Origin of the sequence: Roseomonas sp. HF4 (assembly GCF_005222755.1) — a bacterium.
Taxonomy (GTDB): domain Bacteria; phylum Pseudomonadota; class Alphaproteobacteria; order Acetobacterales; family Acetobacteraceae; genus Neoroseomonas.
In genome coordinates this window covers 277,319-294,628 of record NZ_STGD01000002.1, presented here as the reverse complement: position 1 = coordinate 294,628, position 17,310 = coordinate 277,319, and the positions used below count along the sequence as shown (strand labels likewise).

Genomic DNA, 17,310 nt, shown 5'->3' with positions numbered 1-17,310 from the left:
CGTGCGGTCAAAACAGGCGCGCGGGCACGGCGACGGCGCCCTGCATCAGGCGCCGCGCGGTGCGGAACACCACCGCGCTGTCCGCGAACCAGCCGGTTTCGCGCTGCGAAACCTCGGCGCCCACCGACAGCACGCCGGAGGGGTTGGCGACCCGCACCTCGTCCCCCGCGATCGCGCCGGCGATGCGGGCTGGCAGCGACCCTTCGATGCGGCACGCCACGCCGAGCGCCATCCCGCCCGTCAGCGGCACCGCGCGATGCGCCCGCTCCATCGAGATCATGCGCACCGCGATGTCGTGCGTGCCCGCCGCGTGCTCCCCGCCGTCAAGCGCGCGATAGGCCGCCGGCGCCGCCACCACAGCGACCTTCGGGATCGCCAGCGGCGCATCCGCCGGCGCCGCGGCCAGGCCCATCCGCACCGCAGCCTGGCGGCGGAGCGCATCCAGCAGCGCCATCAGCGCGGGGGCGGCCTCGATCGCCTCCGGGCTCTCGGTGCCCGTCAGGCCGAGGTCCCGCGCATCGAGGAAGACGCAGGCATTGGCCGCATCCACCAGCGTCGCGCGATACGGTCGGCCGCCATGGTCCAGCACGTCGGTCGCGTTGCCCGTGGGCAGCAGCGCGCCCGTCGCACCCCCGCCCGGAGCCAGGAAGTCGAGCCTGATGCGCGCCCCGGTGCCGGCGACGCCCGCCATGGCGAAATCCCCCGCCACCGCCGCGCGCCCGCCGCGCACCGGAAACCGCGCATGAATGATGCGGCGCGTGTTGACCTGGTGGATGCGCACAAGCGCCTCCCCGTCGCTCGCGCGCACCAGGCCCTCGTCCACCGCGAAGGGCCCGACGGCGGAGGAGAGGTTGCCGCAGTTGGACGACCAGTCCACCAGCGGCCGGTCCACCGCCACCTGCGCGAAGGTGTAGTCCACATCGGCGTCCGCATGCGTCGGCGGGCCGATCACGACCGCCTTGGACAGCGAGGATATGCCGCCCCCCATGCCGTCCAGCTGCCGCTGGTACGGGTCGGGGCTGCCCAGCACCGCGAGGAAGATCGCATCCTGCCGGGCGCGATCGGCCGGCAGGTCCTTCGCGTGGAAGAACACGCCCTTGGAGGACCCGCCGCGCAGGAAGACGGCGGGGATGAAGGCCTGGTCCATCTGGTCGTTCCCTGTGGGGGCGCTATGCTGGGAGCCCCATCCAACCGGAAGCCATGCCCATGCTCGACCGTTCCGCCAAGGGCGTTTTCGTCATAGCCCCTACGCCCTTCCTGCCGGACGGCGCGCTCGACCTCGACAGCGCCGACCGCATGACCGACGCCTTCCTTGCCGCCGGCGCGGCCGGCATGACGCTGCTCGGCGTGATGGGGGAGGCGCCGAAGCTGACGCAGGAGGAAAGCGTCGCCTTCGTCGCCCGCGTGCTGAGGCGCGTGGCGGGCCGCGTACCGGTGGTGGTCGGCGCCTCGGCGCCCGGCTTCGCGCAGATGAAGGGTCTGTCGCGCGCGGTGCTCGACCTGGGTGCGGCCGGCATCATGGTCTCCCCGCCGCCTGGGCTGAAGGGCGACGAGGCGGTGGTTGCCTACATCGCGCAGGCGGTCGAGGCGGTGGACGCCCCCTTCGTGCTGCAGGACTACCCGCAGCTCACCGGCATCACCATGACCGCGCCGATGATCGCGCGCATGGCGCAGGATGCGCGCGTCGTCATGCTGAAGGCGGAGGACTGGCCTGGCCTCGACAAGCTGACCGCCGTCCGCCGGCTGGAAGCGGAAGGAAAGATGCCGCGCCTGTCGATCCTGGGCGGCGTCGGCGGGCAGTTCCTGCCCGAGGAACTCGCGCGCGGCGCGGATGGCATCATGACCGGCTACGCCTTCCCCGAGATGCTGGTCGGCGTCTGCAAGCTGATGTGGGCCGGCAAGCGCGACGAGGCGCAGGACCTGTTCGACCTGCACCTGCCGCTGATCCGCACCGAGGTGCAGCCCGGCCTCGGCCTCGCCATCCGCAAATACGTGCTGGTGAAGCGCGGCATCATCGCCCATGCGGCGCTACGCGCGCCGGGGCCGAAGCTGAGCGCGGAGACGGCGGCCGAGGTCGACTACCTGCTGGCGCGGCTGGCGCGCACCCAGCCGCTCGCCGCCGCGGCCTGATGGACCCGGCGGCGCTGGCGGCGGCGCCCGACGCCGAGGGCCTGCCGCCGCCGCTGGCCGCCCTCTGGCACGATGCGCGCGGGGACTGGGCCCGCGCGCACGAGATCGCGCAATCGATGGACACGGCCGACGGCGCCTGGGTGCATGCCTATCTGCACCGCAAGGAAGGCGACCTGCCCAACGCCGACTACTGGTACCGCCGCGCCGGGCGCCGCCGCCCGGCCGGCACGCTGCCCGAGGAATGGGCCGAGATCGCCCGCGCCCTCTAGCCCCGGCTGCCGATCACCCGTCGGATCGCGAAGGACGACTGGATCCGCGCGACGCCCGGCAGCCGCGACAACTGCTCCTTGTGCACCCGTTCGTAATCCGCGGCGTCGCGCACCTCGACGCGCAGCAGGTAATCCGCCATCCCCGTCATCAGGAAGCACTCCCGAACCTCGGCCAACCGCCGCACGGCCGTCTCGAAGCGCGACAAATGCTCCTCCGTCTGCCGGTCCAGCGTGATCTGCACGATCACCGTCACCGCATCGCGCGCCTGCGGCTCCTCGATGATCGCCGTGTAGCCGCGGATCACGCCGCGGCCTTCCAGTAGGCGCAGCCGCCGCAGGCAGGCGGATTGCGACAGCCCCACCGCTTCCGCCAGCGCTGCGTTGGTCATCCGCCCGTCCTGGCGGAGGGCCTTGACGATGCGCTGGTCGGCCTCATCCAGCATCGGCAGATTCTGCGAACATTCAGCATATCCTGCGATCCAATCACTGCCATATAGCAGGAACAGCGACCCTTTCGCAGCAAATGCATATGCGTCTCCGTCATCATCACGGCATCGGAGCGAAGGGGTTCCCCACCATGCGCGTCATCGTCCTCGGCAGCGGCGTCGTCGGCGTCACCAGCGCCTGGTACCTGGCCCGCGCGGGCCATGAGGTCACCGTGCTCGACCGCCAGCCCGCCGCCGGCATGGAGACCTCCTTCGCCAATGCCGGCCAGCTCTCCTACGGCTATTCCGCCCCCTGGGCCGGCCCGGGCATTCCGGTGAAGGCGCTGAAGTGGCTGATGATGCGCCATCGTCCGCTGGTGCTCTGGCCGCGCGCGGACCAGCGCCTCTACACCTGGCTCGCGTCGATGCTCGCGAACTGCACGGAAGCCGCCTACCGGCTGAACAAGACCCGCATGGTCCGCCTCGCGGAATACTCGCGCGACTGCCTGGGCGACCTCAGGCGCGAGACCGGCATCGCCTATGACGGGCGCTCCATGGGCACGCTGCAGCTTTTCCGCACGCAGAAGCAGCTCGATGCGGTCGGTGGCGACACCGCCGTGCTCGATACTTTCAAGGTTCCCTACGAGGTGCTGGACCCCGCCGCCTGCATCGCCGCGGAGCCGGCGCTGCGCCACGTTCCGGGCAAGTTCGTGGGCGGGCTGCGCCTGGCGGACGATGAAACCGGCGACGCGCACATCTTCACCCAGCGCCTGGCCACCATGGCGGAGGCGATCGGCGTGCGCTTCCGCTACGGCGTCACCATCAAGGGGCTGCGGACCGATGGCGACCTCGCGAGCGGCGTCGTCACCGCCACGGGTGTGGAGACGGCGGATGCCTACGTCGCGGCGCTCGGGTCCTTCACCCCGGCGCTGCTGGCCCCGCTCGGCGTGCGGGTACCGGTCTATCCGGTGAAGGGCTACTCGCTGACCCTGCCGGTGAAGGACGGGGCCGGCGCGCCCGTCTCGACCGTGATGGACGAGACCTACAAGGTCGCCATCACGCGCCTCGGCGACCGCATCCGCGTCGGCGGCACCGCCGAGCTCGCCGGCTTCTCGCTCAAGCTCCGCAAGCCGCGGCGCGAGACGCTGGAACACTCCGTGACGGACCTTTTCCCCCGCGGCGGAGACGTGGCCGAAGCGTCCTTCTGGACCGGGCTCCGCCCCATGACGCCGGACGGCACGCCGGTCGTCGGCCCCACGCGCCTGCGTAACCTCCATCTCAACACCGGCCACGGCACGCTCGGCTGGACCATGGCCTGCGGCTCGGGCCGGCTGCTCGCCGACCTCGTCACCGGCCGCAAGCCGGAGATCGAGGCCGCAGACCTCGCGATCGACCGCTACGCCGCCGCCTGACCTTCACGCCATGGCGGTTCCCTGCGACGCTCGCGTCCAGGAGGACCCGTCATGCCGAAAATCGCCATCCACGTCGAATTCCAACCGAAGCCGGGCTGCCACGCCGCCTTCGACGCGCTGATCCGCGAACACGCCCGCCTGACCCTCTCCGAGGAACCGGGCTGCGAGCGCTTCGAGGTGCTGCAGCCGCTCAAGGCCGACGGCACGCGCGACGAAGGCCGCATCATGCTGGTCGAGGTCTATGCCAGCCAGGATGCGGTGAAGGCGCATGTCGCCAATCCGCGCATGCCGAAGGTGCGCGAAGCCTATACGCCGCTGATCGAGCAGCGGATCCTGACCATGTGCGAGATGTGAGGCCGGGGGGAGAAGGGAACTTCTCCCCTCGGACCCCCCTTGACCTTTTCTGCGACCTGGCGCCGGGCCGGGTCCGCGACCCCGGACGGAAGGACGCGACGATGCGCAACCCCATGGACCTGACGGGCCGCACCGTCGTCGTCACCGGCACCGGCCAGGGCATCGGCCGCGCCATCTCCGAACTCGCGCTCGACCTCGGCGCTAACGTCGTGATGGTGGAGCGCAACCCCGCGACGCTCGCCGCGGTGTCGGAGGCGCTCGCCGGGGACCGCACCCTGCCCCTGCAGGGCGATGTCACCGACGAAGCCTTCTGCGCGCGCGTCGTCGAGGAAGCCGCAGCCCGCTTCGGTGCCGTGCATGGCCTCGTGAACAATGCCGGCATCACGCGCCCGGCAATGATCGAGAAGATGACCCTGCCGCAGTGGCAGGCCGTGATCGACGTGAACCTCACCGCCTGCCACCTGATGCAGCAGGCGGTCGGGCGCCACATGATCGCCCGCGCGCGCGGCGGCGAGGCGGCGCCGGGGGCGATCGTCAACATATCCTCGACCGCGGGCAAGCGCGGCTCGATCGGTCAGGTGAACTACTCGGCCGCCAAGGCCGCGCTGTTCGGCATAACCATGACCGCTGCGCGGGAATGGGCGCGCTACGGCATCCGCGTGAACAGCGTGGGCTTCGGCACGGTGGAGACGCCGATGACCGAGACCATCCGCTCCGACCGCTTCCGGGAACAGACGCTCGCTCGCATCCCGCTCGGCCGCGTCGCGCAGCCGGCTGAGGTCGCGCCGCTGATCTGCTTCCTGCTGTCGGAGGCGGCCTCGTTCATCACGGGGCAGAACTGGCTCGAGGATGGCGGGAGCCACATGCAGCCGTGACGGGACGGGGAGGGGGTCCAGTGGAACGTCTCCCCTCTTTGGCAGATGGCGCCGCAGTCCACATGACGGGTGCCAGGTGACAAAAATAGGAGGGGGGTTCGTGGGAGGTTCACCTCCCCCGACCTTCAATCGGCCGGCGCAAATCCGGGCGGCACCTCCAGCGAGGGGTTCTCCGCGAACATCCGCGCCCAGGCCCGCCGCGCGACCCTGTCCGCCTCCGCCACGATCGCCGCCTCGTCCATCGTCGTCACGCGTCCCTCCCGCATGATCCAGGCGCCGTCGACCATGACGTCCGTCACGTCCGCCGCCTGGCCCTGGTGGACGAAACCGCTGACCGGGCGCATGCGCGGCACCAGGTGCGCGCGGTCGGTCCGCACCATGATCAGGTCCGCGCGGTTGCCTTCGGCCAGCCATCCGCCGTCCGGCACCTCCATCGCCGCGTAGCCGTTGCGGGTAGCCCAGCGCAACGCCTGTTCGGGTGTCGGCGCGCGGCCGTCCGCGCGCCGGATGCGCTCCATGAAAAGCCCCGTGCGCATCGCCTCCACCATGTCCTCGGCCATGTTGTCGGTGCCGATGCCGATGGTGCAGCCCTCGGCCTCCAGCACCGAGACGCGGGGCGAAAGTCCGCGCCGCGCCGCGATGGCGGGGTTGAAGGACACGCGCGCCCGTGCCCGGCCGAGCAGGGCTTCCTCCCGATGCGCCATGCAGCGGCAATGCGCGGCCACCATCCGGTCGCTGACGAAGCCTTCCGCGTGCAGGTATTCGGTCGGCAGCATGCCGCGATGCGCCTCGACCGCTGCGACCTCGCCCCAGATCTGGTTCAGGTGGACGGTGCAGACGCAGTCGAGCCGTTCCTGAAGCCCGCGCAGGCGGCGCAGCATGGGTGGCGAGCACATGTCCGGCGCCCAGGCCGCGACCCCCACCCGGATGCGCCCGCCGGCCTTGCCGTCCCAGGCCGCGTGCAGGCGGGAAATGCGCTCGAGGCCGTCCTCGCCCAGGCGCTCCGATACCTCGAAGGACCCCGGGTCGCCGATGCCCGCATCGGCGCGGTCCCAGGCGCGCTCCGCGAGTAGCAGGCGCAGCCCCGTCGCCTCCAGCAGTGGGGCATAGCCGGCGATCCCGGCGCCGTCCTCGAGCAGCGCAGTGGTGCCGCTGCGGATCGCCTCCAGCGCGCCGAGCTGGACCATCAGCCCCGTCTCCTCGGCCGAGAGCGGCGGCAGGGGCAGGGGCGAGAGCCCGCCGCAGAAGGGCGGGGCGTGCGGCGGCGAGAGATCCTCGAAGATGCCGCGCGCCAGCGTCATGCCGAGATGCGTGTGGATGTTCGCGAAGCCCGGCATCACCATCCGGTTCCGCCCATCCACGACCTCGGCCCCGGGGAAGCGGCCGCGCAGCGCCGGCGTGGCCCCGATGGCCGCGATCCGCCCGTTCTCGATCGCGATGGCGGCGCCGTGGTGCAGCGTGTCGGCGTCGTCGACCGTGACGATGGTCGTGTCGGTGATCAGGATCGTCATGCGCGCCTCCGGGTCCAGGCCGGAAGGCTCGCGCCGGCTCAGCCGTCTGTCGAGGGGGCGAGGATGCGCAGAACGGCCTCGGCCGCGGCCTCGGAGGGCAGGCCCTCCGGCGCGCGCAGCTTCGCAAGCGCCTCGGCGAAGCCTGCGCGCTGGGCGGCCGCCACCGCCGGGTCCAGCATCGGGCGGAGCAGGGCCTCGGCCAGGGCATCCGGCACGCAGTCCTGCTGGATGCGCTCGGGCACGACCTCGCGTTCCGCCATCAGGTTCACGAGGGAGGCGTGCGGCACCTTCACGAGCCGTCGCACGATGGCTGCCGTGATCGGGTTCACGCGATAGGCGACGACGTGCGGGATGCCGGCCACCGCCATTTCCAGCGACGATGTGCCGGACTTGATCAGCCCCGCGCCCCCGCCCTCGGCGACGGCCGCGAAGGCATCGTGCTTGGCGTCGTTGCCTTCGACCAGGATCGGCGCCACGGGCCAGCCGGCGGCGGCCGCGCGCACCGCCTCGGCTACGATGGGCGCCACGGGCACGACCGGCCGGAGGCCCGGCAGCCGCACCGCGGCGATGCGGAGCGCTTCCCCGAACAGCGGCAACAGGCGCTTCGCCTCCATCCTGCGGCTGCCCGGCATGACGATCACCGGGCGCTCGTGCGGCGCCAGCCCGTGGGCGGCGCGGAAGCGTGCGGCGTCGCCGGCATCGGCCCCGCTTTCCAGCACCGGATGGCCCACGAAGGTCACTGGGATGCCGGCGTGCTCGAAGAAGACCGGCTCGAAGGGCAGCAGGCAGAGGATGCGGTCGACCTTCTGGCGCAGCTTCACCACGCGCCCCGGCCGCCAGGCCCAGACCTGCGGCGCGACATAGTGCACGACCGGCTGCCCGAAGGGCTTCACCAGAGCGGCAAGGCGCAGCGTGAAGCCCGGGCTGTCGATCGTGACCAGCACCGCCGGGCGCCGCCGCGCGACGTCGGCGGCGGCGTCGGCCAGCAGGCGCTTCAGCCGGAACACCTTGGGCAGCACCTCGAGCAGGCCCATCAGCGCGAGCTCGCGATAGTCGAACAGGCTCTCGATGCCCTGTTCCGCCATGCGCGGCCCGCCGATGCCGGCGAATTCCAGGTCCGGCCGCCGCCGGCGCAGCGCCGCCACCAGCCGCGCGCCGAGCACGTCGCCCGAAGCCTCGCCCGCCACGAGATAGACCAGCGTCATGCGAAGACCGCCGGCTGCGGCCAGGCGAAGGGGGCCTTCGGCCAGTCGCGGTGGTTCAGCACCTGGCCATCCTGCCGCACCGCCTCGATCCGCGCGGGGTCGAGGGTGCAGAACACCCATTGCTCGGTATCCAGCGCGCCGCGCGCCAGCACGCCGTCCTCGGGGAAGCCGCGGTCCACGGGGCCGAACACCGCCGCATGGCCGCGGTTCGCGTCGAGCGCGGCCGACCAGGGCGCCTCGCCCACCGTCGGCGTGATGGCGACGAAGCACTGGTTCTCCATCGCGCGCGCGGCGGCGCCGATCCGCACGCGATTGAAGCCCGCCATGGTGTCGGTGCAGGTTGGGCCCAGCACCAGCCAGGCTCCGGCCTCGACCTGCACGCGGACATGCTTCGGGAATTCGAGGTCGTAGCAGATCGACACGCCGATCCGCCCCCAGGGCGTGTCGAAGACACCGGGGTCGGCTCCCTGGGAGACGCCCCAGCGCTCGCTCTCGAACCGGGTCATGGCGCGCTTCTCCTGCATGGCCATGCGCCCGTCCGGCATGATGAGCGGCGCGCGGTTCACGACGCGCCCATCCGCCGCGCGCACCGGCAGCGTGCCGGGCAGCAGCCAGACGCCGAGGCGCCGGGCTGCCGCCTGCATCGCGTCCAGGATCTCGGGCGCGGCAGCCACCATGGCGGCGAGTTCCGCCGCCTCGTCCGGTGCGTTGCGGTCGGCGAGCGTCGCGCCGAGTTCGACGCAGGCGTATTCGGGCAGCACCAGCAGGTCCGCCTGGGCGCGCCCTTCCTCCAGCCGCGCATCCAGCGCGCGCGCGAAGGCGGCGACCGATCCGGGCCGGCCGACACGGTACTGCAGCAGGCCGAGCCTGAGCGGCGCGCTCACAGCGGATCCTTCGCCCAGAAGCCGAGGGCGTGCAGCGTCGCGCGGTCGTCGCCCACTTCGCGCCAGTCGAACACCACCGAGATGTCGGCGCGCCGGGCATAGCCGCGCTTCCGCCAGAAGGCATCGAGCGGCACGTAGCCGGCCGGCCGGCGCGGGTCGTTGTCGTTGCGCGTGACGGCGCAGAAGGCGGCGGCCTCGAGGCCGAGGCCGCGCGCATGCGCCTCCCGCATCTCGAAGAAGCGGACGCCCGCGCCGCGGCCGCGGTAGTCCGGCAGCAGGACGCTTTCCCCGAAATAGCACCAGCGCGCCGGGTCCATGCCGCGCGCGGCAAAGGCATCGCGAACGCGCGGCGTCGCCTCGGCCATGGGCTGGCAGGTCGCGCAGCCGACCGTGCGGTCCCCGTCCAGCGCCGCGATCACCGCCGCGCCGGGGCTGTCGGCATAGGCGGCAAGGTAGGTTTCCTCGTAGCCGGCCTCGCCCTCGTAGAGGTAGGGCCATTCGCGGAAGACGGCGATCCTGAGCCCTGCGAGGCGCGGCAGCCAGGCGCGCAGCCGATCGCCGTGCAGGGTCTCGAAACGCAGATGGACAGGCTCCATGACGCGATGCATAGGGGCCGGCCCGCGCGCGTGGAAGAGGCCGGCTTCATGAACCCTGTCGAAATCCTGGGCCTCGTCGCGGGCTGCCTGACGACCGCCGCCTTCGTGCCGCAGGCATGGCGGACGGTGCGCACGGGCAGCGCGCGGGATTTTAGCGCCGCCATGCTGGTGCTGTTCGTCGCGGGCATCGGTCTTTGGCTGGCCTATGGCCTGCTTGCCGGCATCGCCGTCGTGACGGCTGCCAATGTCGCGACCCTCGCGCTGACGCTGCCGATCCTGTGGGTGAAGATCCGCGAGCATCTGCGCTCCCGCGCCGGGACGAGCCCTTAGCGCCCTGTCCGATCGGACGTGGCGCTAGCGCTCGCGGACCAGGCGGAAGCCGACGAAGGAAAAGCGCTCCGTTGTCCGCCCGCGCACGCGGTTGCCTGCGCGCACGTACCAGGGCAGGTGGCTCCAGGATCCGCCCCGCATCATCCGCTCCGAGCAATCCCCCTCGGTGCGCGCCGAGCCGTCGCTCAACTGCCCGGAGAGGTTCGGATTGAGGCAATCCGCCGTCCACTGCCAGACGTTGCCGAGCATGTCGAAGAGCCCGAAGGCGTTCGCCCGGAACCTGCCGACCGGTGCCGTGTGGATGAAGCCGTCGGTGCAGCGGAAGGTGAATTGCGGCCGCCGGTCGAGATTCAGCGCATTGGCCAGGGTGAGGTCCGCCACATTGGCGTTGGCGCAGGCGCTGGAGCCTGAATCGCCCCACCAGCGCGTTCCCGTGGTGCCGGCGCGCGCGGCGAATTCCCACTCCGCCTCGCTCGGCAGGCGATAGGTCCGGCCGGCCTTCTGCGAGATCCAGGCCGCGTAGGCCGTGGCGTCGCTCCAGGTCACGCAGACCACGGGGTGGTCGTCGGTCTGCGGAAAGCCCGGGTTCCGCCAGTCGGAATCCGGCTGCTCGAGATATTCGTACGACGTGCCGCTGTTGACGAAGGTAAAGCAGCCCGGGACGGTCGGCCGGTCCGTCGCCTGGACGAAGGCCGCGTATTCGCCCCGCGTGACCGTACGCGGCGCCATCGCCAGCCCCGGGGCGATCACCACGCGGGTCAGCGGCACCGAGCGGCCGCGCAGCCCCTCGGGCACGCTTTCCAGTTCTTCCTCCCGGACCGTAGCGCCCATGGTGAAGGCGCCGCGCGGCAGCATGACCATCTGCGGGCAGTCGGCACAGTCGCGGACCAACTCGGGCCGCTGGCCAAGGGCGGGCGATGCGCCGAGGGCGGCGATCATCAGCAGGAGGAGAAGCGGGCGCGCGGCGCGCGGCTGAAGGGAGGGCATGCCATGTTCCTACATCACGAACATGAGCGATTGGTAGCCTCGTGAGCGGTCAGGCCTTGGCGGGTGTCGCCTGGTCCCGCGATGCGGCGAGGAAGGCGGCCAGCCCCTCCACAACCACCGCGCGCGGCACGTCCCGCAGGACGAAGGTGATGCGCGACCGGCGGTCGTGGTCCTCGGGCCAGGCTGCAAGCCGCGCTGGTGGATGAAAGAGGTGCTGCACGCCATGGATGGCGACGGGCCGTTCCTCACCCGCGATGTTGAGCAATCCCTTCACCCGCAACAGGCTTGTGCCCCTGGTCACAGACAGCATCTCGAGCCAGGTCGCGAGCCCGTCCCAGGGGAGCGGGTCGTCGAACACCAGGCCGAAGGCATGGATGCGCGCATCGTGCCGGTTCACGTCGTGGTGGTGATGATGGCCGTGGTGGCCGCCCGCCGCGGCTTCGGCGGCCAGCCAGGCGGCGACTTCGGGGATGCGGCCCGCTGTCGCATGCCCGCCCAAGCCGATGACCGTGGCGGGGTCGAGGTCCCCCGACACGGCGCGGATGCGGGGCGCCGCGGGGTTCAGCGCCGCGACCCGCGCATCGAGCGCTGCCACCGCCGAGGGCTCGGCGATGTCGGTCTTGGTCAGCACGATGCGGTCGGCCATCGCGGCCTGCTTCACCGCCTCGACCTGGGTGTCGAGCGTCGCGGCGCCGGTCGCGGCATCGACCAGCGTGACGACGCCGTCCAGCACGAAGGCCGAGAGCGCCACCGGGTCCGACATCAAGGTCTGCAGGATCGGCGCCGGGTCCGCGAGGCCGGTGGTCTCGATCACGACGCGCGCCACCGCCTGCCCGCCCTCCGCCCGGACCGCGAGGTCGCGCAGCGCGCGGACGAGGTCGCCGCGCACCGTGCAGCAGAGGCACCCGGCATTGAGCAGCACCGTGTCCTCGTCGATCCGCTCGACCAGCAGGTGGTCGAGCCCGATCTCGCCGAACTCGTTGATCAGGACCGCGGTGCCCGCCATGCCGGGCGCCCTGAGCAACCGGTTGAGCAGCGTGGTCTTGCCGGCGCCGAGGAAGCCGGTCAGCACCGTGACCGGGATCTTGGCCGGCCTCATGCGCCGTAGAGCGCCTTGGGATCGACCTCGGGCTCGGCGATGGCCGCGAGCGCGCCGTCGCGCACCGCGCGGAAGAAGCAGTTGCGCCGGCCGGTGTGGCAGGCGACGCCCACCTGGTCCACGAGTGCCAGCAGCGTGTCCCCGTCGCAGTCGAGGCGGAGGTCGACCAGCCGCTGCACCTGCCCGGAGGTCTCGCCCTTCCGCCACGGTGCGCCGCGGGACCGCGACCAGTAGCAGACCCGGCCTGTCGCGAGCGTCTCGGCCACCGCGTCCCGGTTCATCCAGGCCATCATCAGCACCTCCCCCGTGTCGTGCTGCTGTGCGATGCAGGGCACGAGCCCCGCGGCGTCGAAGCGGACGGCATCGAGGAACTGTCGTGTGGCGGTGGGGTCTGCGGAGCTCATGGCCTCATGATATAGTATCGGCCGCCATGATCGGAAAACGCGCATGACCGCCGCCATCGGCCGCGACCGCCAGTTGCAGGAGGCCGAGGAGGCGTGCCTGCGCCGTGGCGCCCGGCTGACGCCGCTGCGCCGGCAGGTGCTCGAGTTGATCCTCGACGCCGATGCGCCGGTCGGCGCCTATGCGCTGCTCGACCGCCTGAAGGCCGATCGGCCCGGGGCGGCGCCGCCGACCGTCTACCGCGCCCTCGATTTCCTCCTGGAGCATGGGCTGGTCCACAAGGTCGAGCGCCTGAACGCCTTCATCGGCTGCGCCGATGCCGGGCATGGCCACGTCCACGACCACGGCCATCCGCACCAGTTCCTGATCTGCCGGCGCTGCGGCACCACGGTCGAGATCGCCGACGACGCGGTCGCCCGGGCGATTGCCGAGGCGGCTTCGCGTGCTGGCTTCGCCGCCACCGAGTCGACGGTCGAGATCGAGGGCACCTGCGCGCGCTGCGCAGCCGCCTGAGCAGGCGCCGCATCCCGCGAACTTGCACGGCGTCCCGGGCGGTGCGGCAGCGGAACTGGTTCATGCTTTTGCTTGCTAGGGTCCGTGCCCTCGGCAACCATTTGGAGCCGCGGCCAATACGGTGCCGCGGAGGAGGAACGACCCTGCCATGACCTTCAGCCGCATTCCCGCTGCGCTGCGCCGCGCCGGCATCGGGCTCGCGCTTGCCGCGGGCTTCGCCGCCGGGCCCGCCGCCGCGCAGGGCCAGACGGCCGCGCCGGCCTTTACCACCGGGGAACTCGCCCGCGCCTGCGGCCCCGCGGCCGGCGACGCCAATGCGCTCGCCTCCCGTTCGGTCTGCTATGCCGTGCTCGTCACGGTGGGCCAGATGCACGCGATCTACACGGCAGGCCGCCAGGCCGCGCGGCCGGTGTTCTGCCTGCCCAATCCTTCCCCCACCATGGAGGATGTGTCGGCGCGCTTCGTGTCCTGGGCCGCGGCGAATCCCCAGCATGCGGGCACCCGGGCGGCAGAGGGCGCGCTGCGCTTCGCCGCCGCAACCTATTCCTGCCCGCAGCCGTCCGCGGCGCGTCGGCGCTGATCGGGAGGAGCAGAGAATGACCAAGATGAAGCCCCTTCGCCTGGCCGCGGTCCTGCTGCTCGGCATCGGCGTCGCCGGCTGCGAGGGCATGACTGACTCGCAGCGCGCCACCGTCACGGGTGCCGGCATCGGCACGCTCGGCGGCGCCGCGATTGGATCCCTGTCGGGCAATGCCGGCATGGGTGCGCTGATCGGCGCCGGCGTGGGCGGCGCCTCCGGCTTCGCGATCGAGCGCGGTCGCCGCTGAACGAGGCGGGCCGGCGGTCCATCCGCCGGCCCGACCCGACTTACCTCGGCAGCGTCGCCAGCCCGCGCTCGAGGTCGGCGGTCAGGTCCGCCACGTCCTCCAGCCCGATATGGATGCGCACCGCGTAGCCGCCGAGGTCCGGGCTGGTCGCCGTGCGCGTGATGAAGCCGGTGGTCGGCAGCGCCAGGCTCTCGAACCCGCCCCAGGACGCGCCGATCCCGAACAGCTCCAGGCTGTCGATGAAGCGGAAGATGTCCGCTTCCATGTAGCGAGGCTGGAGCACCACCCCGAACAGGCTGCACGACCCGGCGAAGTCGCGCGCGAACAGCGCGTGCTGCGGGTGGCTCGGCAGGCCGGGATGCAGCACGCGCTGCACTTCGGGCCGGCTTTCGAACCAGCGCGCGACGGCCAGACCGCTTTTTTCCTGGTGCTTCAGGCGCACCGGCATGGTGCGCGCCCCGCGCAGCGCCAGCCAGCAATCATCCGGCGCGGCGAAGTGCCCCATCTGCGACGCGGCGGTGCGGACCGTGAGGTAGTCTTCCTCCGTCACCGTGGTGATCGAGCCCAGCAGCACGTCGGAATGCCCGCCGACATACTTGGTCAGCGCCTGGATCGACACGTCCACGCCCTTCTCGAAGGGCATGAAGTTGTGGATGCCCCAGGTGTTGTCCATCAGCACCTTGGCGCCCCCTGCATGCGCCGCGCGGGCGATGGCCGGGATGTCCTGGATCTCGAAGGTGTGGGATCCCGGGCTCTCGGTGTAGACGACCTTGGTGTTCGGCCGCATCAGCGCGGCGACCTCGGCCTCGCCGATCGTGGGGTCGTAGAAGGTGGTCTCGATGCCGTAGCCCGCGAGCAGCCCGCCCGCGATGTTGCGCGCCGGGCCGTAGACGCTGTCGGGCATCAGGCAATGGTCGCCGGCCTTGAGATAGGCCATCAGCGGCACCGTCACGGCGGCGAGGCCGGTTCCCACCAGCACGCAGCGCGTCGCTCCCTCGATCTCGCAGATCACGTCCTCGAGCGCGTAATGCGTCGGCCCGCCCGCGGTGCCGTAGGTCATCACGCGGTTGAAGCGGTCCTTGGCGGAGGTCCGCCGGCTTTCGCAATCCGGGTGCAGCACCGTCGACCCGCGGTGCACCGGCGGGTTCACGAAGCCATGCGCGCGGGTGCCCGCGCGGCCCGCATGGGACATGCGCGTCGCGAAGCGGTGCTCGGCGTGCGGCGTCTGGGCGTCGTCGGGCATCAGGCTGTCTTCTCTTTGGGGGTTTCCGGGCGGGACGCCCATTCGGTCCAGGATCCGTCGTAGACGGCAGGCTCGGGCAGGCCCGCGCGCGCCATGCCGAAGGCCAGCACGCAGGCGGTCACGCCCGACCCGCAGGAGGTCACGACGGGCCTGCCGCCGGCCGCGCCGGCCGCGGCGAAGATCGCGCGCAGCGCCGCCGGGTCCTTCATGCGGCCGTCGGGGCCGGCCATCTCGGTCACCGGCACGTTGGCGGCGCCGGGCATGTGGCCCGACGGCAGGCCCGCGCGTGGTTCAGTCGCCGTGCCGTCGAAGCGGCCCTTGGCCCGCGCGTCCAGCACCAGCGCCGAACCGTCGGCCACGATCCGCTTCACGTCCCCGATCCCGGCCAGCATCGCCGCGCGGAAATCCGGCACGAAGGCGGCGGGGACGGGGGCAGGGGCCTCCCCGCTCCCGGTCGGCCGGCCTTCCTTGATCCAGGCCGGCAGACCGCCATCCAGCACGGCCACACGGTCATGCCCGAACAGCCGCATCATCCACCAGCCGCGCGGCGAGGACCGCAGCCCGTGCTGGTCGTAGAACACCACGCGGTGGTCGTTCGATACGCCGAGCGCACCCACCATCCGCGCGAAGCGCGCCGGCGTCGGCACCATGTGCGGCAGGTCGGTCGCATCGTCCGCGATGGCGTCGATGTCGAACATCCGCGCGCCCGGGATGCGCGCGGCGCGGAAGGCGTCGTGCTTGTTGCCGGGCTCGTTGGGCAGGAAGGTCGAGCAGTCGAACACCACGAGGTCCGGCTTGCCCAGTTCCGCCGCCAGCCATTCGGTCGAGACCAGCATCTCCATCGGCGTCACTCCCCCACCAGCACGAGCGATACGCGCCGGTTGGCCTTTCCCTTGTTCTCGATCTTCGCGACCTCGACCCGCCCGATCTCGCCCGTGCGGCGCACATGCGTGCCCCCGCAGGGCTGCAGGTCGACCGGCGCCTGCTCCGGCCCGATGCGCACCAGGCGGATCCGCCCCGACCCGCGCGGCGGCTGCACCGAGAGGGTGCGCACCAGCGAAGGGTTCGCGTCGAGCTCGGCCTCGCTGATCCAGCGCTCGCTCACCGGATGGTCGGCCGCGACCAGGGCGGCCAGCCCCTCGGTCAGGCTTTCCTTCGTCGGCGGCTCGGGCAGGTCGAAATCGAGGCGCGACTTCTCCGCCCCGATCTGCCCGCCCGTGACGCCGGCGCCGGGGATCAGGCTGCACAGCAGGTGCAGGGCGGTGTGCATGCGCATCAGCCGGTGGCGCCGCGGCCAGTCGAGCACGACTGTCACCTCGTCCCCGACCGCCGGCAGCAGCGCGCCGGGGGCGGCGATGTGCAGCACCGTCTCATCCGGGCCCTTCAGCGCGTCGGCCACGGCCATCTCGCCGCCCGGCCAGCGGAGCGACCCGACATCGCCCGGCTGCCCGCCCGCGCGCGCATAGAAGACGGTCCGGTCGAGCACCACGCCCTCCGGCGAGGCGGCGACCACGCGCGCCGCGATCTCGCGCGCATAGGCATCGTCGCGATAGGCCAGTTCGGTCGCCATTCAGCCCGTCCATTCCTGCAGCAGGGCCGCCCGCCGTCGCGCGAAGCCCGCGAGGCAGAGCGCGCCGGTGGCGTTGGCCATGCGGTTGGCCATGCGGTCGTCACTCGTGTCGTCCAGCATCGCCAGCGCCTCCGTGGCCGGGACCACGCGCAGCCGGATGTCCTCGTGCTCGGACTGCAGCCCATGATGGCCGAGGATGCCGGGCTCCGGCAGGCGCACCCGCGCCACGAACAGGCTGATGGTCTCGTCCGAGCCGCCCTGGTTCAGGATGTAGCGGCCGATCGGCGCGAAAAGGTCGGGCGCCAGGCCCGTTTCCTCCAGCACCTCGCGCCGCGCGGCCTCGACGGGGTCCTCGCCCTCCTCGAGCAGCCCGGCGGGGCATTCCAGCATCACGGGGTCGAACCCGGCCGCGAGCGCGGGCAGGCGGAATTGCTCGATCAGTGCGACGCGGTCGGTCCAGGGGTCGAAGGGCAGCACCGCGACCGCGAAGCCGCGGCGCCACAATTCCCAGGTCTGCACGCCGCCCTCGGTGCCGTCGAAGCGCCGGCGGCGGAAGCGGATGCGCTGCACCGGGAAGCGCCCGTCCCAGACCACTTCGTCCGAGAGCACCGTCAGCCCGACATGCGGAGGGATCGGCTTCGCCTTGGGGTGTCTGGCGTTCATGCGCGCCGGACCCTA

The 17,310-nt window shown here is 72.0% G+C and carries 22 protein-coding genes; 9 read left to right on the top strand and 13 right to left on the bottom strand.

The features are described from left to right. Positions 1-7: 7 nt before the first annotated feature. Positions 8-1,147 (bottom strand): 2-methylaconitate cis-trans isomerase PrpF family protein, encoded by a 1,140-nt coding sequence (locus E8M80_RS04325; protein ID WP_137124427.1) that lies wholly within the window; start codon positions 1,145-1,147, stop codon positions 8-10. A gap of 59 nt (positions 1,148-1,206) precedes the next feature. Between E8M80_RS04325 and E8M80_RS04320 the strand changes: the two genes are divergently transcribed. Both E8M80_RS04320 and E8M80_RS04315 read left to right on the top strand, forming a co-directional pair. Further along, positions 1,207-2,130 carry a dihydrodipicolinate synthase family protein gene (locus tag E8M80_RS04320; RefSeq protein WP_240789881.1) on the top strand — a complete coding sequence of 308 codons (924 nt, stop codon included), beginning with the start codon at positions 1,207-1,209 and terminating at the stop codon, positions 2,128-2,130. Next, on the top strand, positions 2,130-2,399 hold the full coding sequence (locus tag E8M80_RS04315; RefSeq protein WP_137124425.1) for a hypothetical protein: 270 nt from the start codon (positions 2,130-2,132) through the stop codon (positions 2,397-2,399). Before E8M80_RS04320 ends, E8M80_RS04315 begins: the two co-directional genes overlap by 1 nt. Here E8M80_RS04315 and E8M80_RS04310 read toward each other — a convergent pair. Continuing rightward, complete coding sequence (locus E8M80_RS04310; protein ID WP_137124424.1) at positions 2,396-2,842, bottom strand: Lrp/AsnC family transcriptional regulator; 447 nt, start codon at positions 2,840-2,842, stop codon at positions 2,396-2,398. The two genes, E8M80_RS04315 and E8M80_RS04310, sit on opposite strands and share 4 nt — an antisense overlap. 86 nt (positions 2,843-2,928) lie before the next feature. On the opposite strand from E8M80_RS04310, the gene E8M80_RS04305 reads away from it, so the two are divergent. The 3 genes from E8M80_RS04305 to E8M80_RS04295 all read left to right on the top strand — a co-directional run bounded on the left by E8M80_RS04305 (position 2,929) and on the right by E8M80_RS04295 (position 5,465). Next, positions 2,929-4,236: a D-amino acid dehydrogenase gene (locus E8M80_RS04305; RefSeq protein WP_137124423.1), complete on the top strand. Its 1,308-nt coding sequence runs from the start codon at positions 2,929-2,931 to the stop codon at positions 4,234-4,236. A 51-nt stretch (positions 4,237-4,287) separates the two neighbouring features. After that, on the top strand, positions 4,288-4,590 hold the full coding sequence (locus tag E8M80_RS04300; RefSeq protein ID WP_137124422.1) for a putative quinol monooxygenase: 303 nt from the start codon (positions 4,288-4,290) through the stop codon (positions 4,588-4,590). Between the two features lie 101 nt (positions 4,591-4,691). Next, positions 4,692-5,465, top strand: a complete 774-nt coding sequence (locus E8M80_RS04295) for an SDR family NAD(P)-dependent oxidoreductase (RefSeq protein WP_137124421.1) — start codon at positions 4,692-4,694, stop codon at positions 5,463-5,465. Between the two features lie 125 nt (positions 5,466-5,590). Here E8M80_RS04295 and E8M80_RS04290 read toward each other — a convergent pair whose 3' ends face one another. The 4 genes from E8M80_RS04290 to E8M80_RS04275 are packed head-to-tail and all read right to left on the bottom strand — an operon-like array spanning position 5,591 to position 9,661. Continuing rightward, on the bottom strand, positions 5,591-6,976 hold the full coding sequence (locus tag E8M80_RS04290; protein ID WP_137124420.1) for an amidohydrolase family protein: 1,386 nt from the start codon (positions 6,974-6,976) through the stop codon (positions 5,591-5,593). Between the two features lie 38 nt (positions 6,977-7,014). Then, positions 7,015-8,181, bottom strand: coding sequence for a lipid-A-disaccharide synthase (gene lpxB, locus E8M80_RS04285; RefSeq protein WP_137124419.1), 1,167 nt, complete (start codon positions 8,179-8,181; stop codon positions 7,015-7,017). Further along, complete coding sequence (locus tag E8M80_RS04280) at positions 8,178-9,065, bottom strand: carbon-nitrogen hydrolase family protein (protein ID WP_137124418.1); 888 nt, start codon at positions 9,063-9,065, stop codon at positions 8,178-8,180. Before E8M80_RS04280 ends, lpxB begins: the two co-directional genes overlap by 4 nt. Further along, positions 9,062-9,661, bottom strand: a complete 600-nt coding sequence (locus E8M80_RS04275; RefSeq protein ID WP_137124417.1) for a GNAT family N-acetyltransferase — start codon at positions 9,659-9,661, stop codon at positions 9,062-9,064. Before E8M80_RS04275 ends, E8M80_RS04280 begins: the two co-directional genes overlap by 4 nt. Positions 9,662-9,709: 48 nt before the next feature. Here E8M80_RS04275 and E8M80_RS04270 point away from each other — a divergent pair, with 48 nt between their 5' ends. Next, complete coding sequence (locus tag E8M80_RS04270; RefSeq protein ID WP_137124416.1) at positions 9,710-9,991, top strand: SemiSWEET family sugar transporter; 282 nt, start codon at positions 9,710-9,712, stop codon at positions 9,989-9,991. A 24-nt stretch (positions 9,992-10,015) separates the two neighbouring features. On the opposite strand, the gene E8M80_RS04265 is transcribed toward E8M80_RS04270, so the two are convergent. Genes E8M80_RS04265 through hisI form a run of 3 tightly spaced genes read right to left on the bottom strand, consistent with a single transcriptional unit; the run spans position 10,016 to position 12,481 of the window. Beyond that, on the bottom strand, positions 10,016-10,978 hold the full coding sequence (locus tag E8M80_RS04265; RefSeq protein WP_137124415.1) for a formylglycine-generating enzyme family protein: 963 nt from the start codon (positions 10,976-10,978) through the stop codon (positions 10,016-10,018). 49 nt (positions 10,979-11,027) lie between these two features. Continuing rightward, complete coding sequence (locus tag E8M80_RS04260; protein WP_137124414.1) at positions 11,028-12,077, bottom strand: GTP-binding protein; 1,050 nt, start codon at positions 12,075-12,077, stop codon at positions 11,028-11,030. Further along, entirely contained in the window at positions 12,074-12,481 is a 408-nt protein-coding gene (gene hisI / locus E8M80_RS04255; protein ID WP_137124413.1) for a phosphoribosyl-AMP cyclohydrolase, read from the bottom strand. Before hisI ends, E8M80_RS04260 begins: the two co-directional genes overlap by 4 nt. 43 nt (positions 12,482-12,524) lie before the next feature. On the opposite strand from hisI, the gene E8M80_RS04250 reads away from it, so the two are divergent. The 3 genes from E8M80_RS04250 (at position 12,525) to E8M80_RS04240 (ending at position 13,819) form a co-directional block, all read left to right on the top strand. Next, positions 12,525-12,992, top strand: a complete 468-nt coding sequence (locus E8M80_RS04250) for a Fur family transcriptional regulator (protein WP_137124412.1) — start codon at positions 12,525-12,527, stop codon at positions 12,990-12,992. 148 nt (positions 12,993-13,140) lie between these two features. Beyond that, entirely contained in the window at positions 13,141-13,572 is a 432-nt protein-coding gene (locus tag E8M80_RS04245) for a Rap1a/Tai family immunity protein (RefSeq protein WP_137124411.1), read from the top strand. Positions 13,573-13,588: 16 nt separating this feature from the next. Then, the gene (locus E8M80_RS04240) at positions 13,589-13,819 is read left to right on the top strand and encodes a glycine zipper family protein (protein WP_137124410.1); all 231 of its coding nucleotides are present in this window, start codon (positions 13,589-13,591) and stop codon (positions 13,817-13,819) included. 40 nt (positions 13,820-13,859) lie between these two features. Here the strand turns inward: E8M80_RS04240 and metC are convergent, their stop codons facing one another. From metC to E8M80_RS04220, 4 genes are read right to left on the bottom strand one after another with little or no spacing between them, the layout of a single operon-like run. Then, the gene (metC, locus tag E8M80_RS04235; protein ID WP_137124409.1) at positions 13,860-15,062 is read right to left on the bottom strand and encodes a cystathionine beta-lyase; all 1,203 of its coding nucleotides are present in this window, start codon (positions 15,060-15,062) and stop codon (positions 13,860-13,862) included. Then, positions 15,062-15,904, bottom strand: coding sequence for a sulfurtransferase (locus E8M80_RS04230; RefSeq protein WP_137124408.1), 843 nt, complete (start codon positions 15,902-15,904; stop codon positions 15,062-15,064). The genes metC and E8M80_RS04230 overlap by 1 nt, the downstream gene beginning before the upstream one ends. Positions 15,905-15,909: 5 nt before the next feature. Beyond that, the gene (locus E8M80_RS04225; RefSeq protein ID WP_137124407.1) at positions 15,910-16,632 is read right to left on the bottom strand and encodes an alanyl-tRNA editing protein; all 723 of its coding nucleotides are present in this window, start codon (positions 16,630-16,632) and stop codon (positions 15,910-15,912) included. Next, the gene (locus E8M80_RS04220; protein ID WP_137124406.1) at positions 16,633-17,295 is read right to left on the bottom strand and encodes an NUDIX domain-containing protein; all 663 of its coding nucleotides are present in this window, start codon (positions 17,293-17,295) and stop codon (positions 16,633-16,635) included. Between the last annotated feature and the right edge of the window lie 15 nt (positions 17,296-17,310).